4 protein-coding genes and 1 pseudogene are annotated in these 3,381 nt (G+C 70.3%); 4 read left to right on the forward strand and 1 reads right to left on the reverse strand.

Going from position 1 to position 3,381, the window contains the following annotated elements; translation table 11 throughout:
• A pseudogene (locus tag G6026_RS16930) lies at positions 1 to 245 on the forward strand (hypothetical protein); the annotation flags it as partial.
• 106 nt (positions 246 to 351) lie between these two features.
• A complete protein-coding gene (locus tag G6026_RS03010; RefSeq protein ID WP_107755326.1) occupies positions 352 to 690 on the forward strand; it encodes an Lsr2 family protein in 339 nt (112 codons plus the stop codon).
• Between the two features lie 144 nt (positions 691 to 834).
• On the opposite strand, the gene G6026_RS03015 is transcribed toward G6026_RS03010, so the two are convergent.
• Entirely contained in the window at positions 835 to 1,524 is a 690-nt protein-coding gene (locus G6026_RS03015) for an enoyl-CoA hydratase/isomerase family protein (protein WP_107755327.1), read from the reverse strand.
• Between the two features lie 192 nt (positions 1,525 to 1,716).
• On the opposite strand from G6026_RS03015, the gene G6026_RS03020 reads away from it, so the two are divergent.
• Positions 1,717 to 2,391 carry a TetR-like C-terminal domain-containing protein gene (locus G6026_RS03020; protein ID WP_107755328.1) on the forward strand — a complete coding sequence of 225 codons (675 nt, stop codon included), beginning with the start codon at positions 1,717 to 1,719 and terminating at the stop codon, positions 2,389 to 2,391.
• Between the two features lie 4 nt (positions 2,392 to 2,395).
• Positions 2,396 to 3,262: an acyl-CoA thioesterase domain-containing protein gene (locus tag G6026_RS03025; RefSeq protein ID WP_107755329.1), complete on the forward strand. Its 867-nt coding sequence runs from the start codon at positions 2,396 to 2,398 to the stop codon at positions 3,260 to 3,262.
• The last annotated feature ends 119 nt before the right edge of the window (positions 3,263 to 3,381 follow it).

Raw genomic sequence — 3,381 nt, forward strand, 5'->3', positions numbered from 1 at the left:
CCGCCGCCCCGGCCGTCGCCGACGCGATCGCCGGATTCCGGGAGCGGGGGCACCGCCGGGTGGCCGTTGCGACCCACCTGCTCGCTCCCGGGTTCTTCGCGGATCGTCTGGCGGCGGCCGGAGCGGACGCGACCTCGCGGCCGCTCGGCGCCAACCCGGAGATAGTCGATCTGATCGTCCGGTTATATCGAGAGAATTCGGCGGGATTAACCGCCTCTCCGAACCGGGAGTTCCCGACACGGTAAAGGTCAGACTATTATCGACATTGGTCAACTAATGTGATCACGCATAATATGCAGAAATTGTGCATACTGTTGTGCAGTAGTAACGGCAACCAGCTAGGGAGTGACAGTGGCGCAGCAATTCCAGGTCAAGTACATCGATGACCTCGACGGAACAGAACTGGGTGACGAGGCTAATTCCCTCTCGTTCGCCTTCGAGGGCAAGGAATACTCCATCGACCTGAGCGACGAGAACGCCCAAGCCTTCCGGGATGTCATGGCCCCGTACATCGCCGCTGGTCACCGCGTGACCGCGACCAGGGGCAAGCCGGCTCGCAAGGCTGCCGCCAAGTCCTCGTCGGGCGATACCAAGATCATTCGTGAATGGGCGAGGGAAAACGGCTTCGAGGTCTCCGACCGTGGCCGCATCCCGGCCGACGTGATGGAGGCCTACGCCGCCGCGAACTGACCACGCAATCGAGGGCCCGCATCCCCGGTGACGGGGTGCGGGCCCTCGTTCTATTCGCAGGTCTCCCCACCCGGCGGACACGCCCCACCCGGTCGGCGACCGGAATTGGTGGAAGGACGCGGTGACGCCGCGGGAATTGTCCGCTCAGAGCTGAGTAATCGGTGCGTCCAGGTGCGACAGGGCGGCGGCGACGAGTCCCGCGCGGATCCCCGCGTAGTTGGCCCCACGGAGCGGAGCCATCTCCGCCGCCACCGCCACGGCGCGGTCCAGCACCGCGTCGGCCTCGGCCGCCTCGTGGACGATCCCGGCCTCGATCGCGTCGGACGCCGGGTAGCGCCTCGAGGTGAGCATCGCCGTGCTCGCCACCCCGGGCGTGAGGCGTGTGGTGATGAGCGCGTTCATCCCCGGGGGGAACGGCATGCCGAGCTGCGCCTCGGGCAGGTTCCAGAATCCGCGATCGGCGCGCATGACGCGGTGGTCGTGAGACAGGGCCAGCATCGCGCCGGCTCCGAAGGCGTGGCCGTTGATCGCCGCGACCGTCGGTAGTTCGAGCCGCAGGACCCGGGCGAACAACCGCTGGGCCCGTGAGACGTACGCGGGCAGTCCGGTGGGATCGGAGGCGACGACCGACAGGTCGAGACCGTTCGAGTAGAACTTCCCGGCCCCGGTCGTGACCAGTGCCGCCGGTCCTTCGGACGCCTCGACCTCGGTGAGCGCGGCGTCGAGGGAGTCCAGGAACTCCGGGGAGAAGGCGTTGTCCGGGGCGTCCGCCGGGTCGTCCGGCTCGGCGAAGCGGAGGACGAAGACGGAATCGTGACGGTTGAGAGTGGGCATGGGTCACAGCGTAGAGCCGCGGGAACGCCGTCACGGCAGGTGGGACACCGTTGTCACGGCGTCCGCGGGAGGCGCGGCGCGACCGCGGGGGCAGGGGACGGGCGGCGCGCCGGCGGTACGGCAACAGTGTTTTCGGTGGACACGCCACGGCGTTGTGACGCGATCGCGACGTCGTCGTCGTACTCTTCCCGGGTGACCCGTTCCCCCTCCCGCGGCACCTCCGGCGCCCCTCCCCACGCCCAGTACGACGAGGCCCTCCGGCTGGGGATCCTGCGCGAGGCGACGCGCCGGCTCCGGAGCGCGGCGCCGGAGAAGCTCGGACTGCGGCCGCTGGCCGCCTCACAGGGCACCTCCACCACCGCCATCTACACGATGTTCGGGGGCAAGTCCGGGTTGCTCGCGGCGGTCGCGGAGGAGGCGGACCGGATGCTCGCCGAGGCGCTGCGCGAGTCACTGCGCCACGACAGTGTCGAGACCGACATGCGATCCCTGTGCCGTGCCTACCGACGGTGGGCGCTGGAGAACCAGGGGCTGTACGCGCTCGTGGTGGGGGAGCCCGTCCGTTCGCCCCGCACCGAGACGGGCCGCCGGGACCCCCGGTGGAGGGAACCACTGCTCGAGATCGTCGACGCGCTCGTAGACGAGGGGGTCTTCCGGGCCTCGGACGTCCACGAGGCGGCCACGGCGATCTGGGCCTCACTGCACGGGGTCGTGTCGCTGGAACTGAGCGTGTGGCGTCAGTCCCCCAGCGCCGAGCAGTACTTCGAGACTCAACTCGCGGCCGTGTTGCGGTCCTGGGCTGCAGGGCAGGGCCGCCGGGCCACACCACACGGGCCCGCGAACTCCTCAACCGGAATGGTGGGCTGAATCCATGGGCGAGCGGTCGTTCTTCACTGTCGACGACTCCGGGGCGTACATCCCCACCAGGTACGCCCGCAGCGCGTGGTCGGACACGATGGTCAACGGGCCCGCCGTGGTGGTGGCCGCCGCTCGTGCGCTCGAGTCCGAGCACGGGGCGGAGGGGTTCCACCCCGCCCGACTCACCGTGGACCTCTTCGCGCCGGTCCGCACCGAACCGCTGTTCGCCGTGACGGAAGAGGTCCGGGCTGGCAACCGCATCCGGGTCGCCGATGTCCGGATGCTGCAGGAGGGCGCTCTCGTGGCCCGCGGCACTCTGGTCCAGTTGCGCCGGGGCGAGCAGCCACCCGGGAACGTGTGGCGCTCGGGCCGGCGCGTCGGGGCCCCGCCCGAGGCGGACCCGCTCGAGGACACGCCGGGATCGAACGTCTTCTTCGGCAGCGGAGACCAGGGGGAGGCGTGGAGCCGCGACATGGGTGCGCACCAGAATGACCAGCGCAAACGCTTCTGGCTGCGTCCGCTGGACGTGGTGGCCGGTGAGGACGCCACGCCCTTCCAGCGCGCCGTCACCCTCGCCGAGTCCACCAGCCTCATGTCCCACTGGGGCGACGAGGGCATCGGCTTCATCAACGCCGACCTCACCGTGGCGCTGGCCCGTCTGCCCCGCTCGGGCGACATCGGGATCGAGGCCGACGAGCACCTCAGCGACGCGGGCGTGGCGGTGGGCAGCGCATCGCTGTTCGACCGGGACGGCGTGTTCGGCACCGGGACCGTGGTGGCCGTGTCCAACGCGGGGCGGCAGATCGACTTCACCCGGCGCCGGCCGGGCACCGAGGACAGTGGATCGATCGGATCGAACGAGGCGGCGACGCGGGTATGAGCCCCGGGTTGACGCGGGAGCGGATGCTCGACGCGATCGAGGCCCAGGTCGGGCTGGTGCGGTTCGCGCTCGCCGGGGGCGTCGACCCGGCCACCGCCCCGGCCACCGACCTGGCCACC

Origin of the sequence: Dietzia sp. DQ11-38-2, assembly GCF_014145055.1 — a bacterium.
GTDB lineage: Bacteria > Actinomycetota > Actinomycetes > Mycobacteriales > Mycobacteriaceae > Dietzia.

Excerpts from the sequence above, each read along its gene's own strand:
- G6026_RS03025 (WP_107755329.1), top strand. The coding sequence starts at position 2,396 with ATGGGCGAGCGGTCGTTCTTCACTGTCGACGACTCCGGGGCGTACATC.
- G6026_RS03015 (WP_107755327.1), bottom strand. The coding sequence starts at position 1,524 with ATGCCCACTCTCAACCGTCACGATTCCGTCTTCGTCCTCCGCTTCGCC.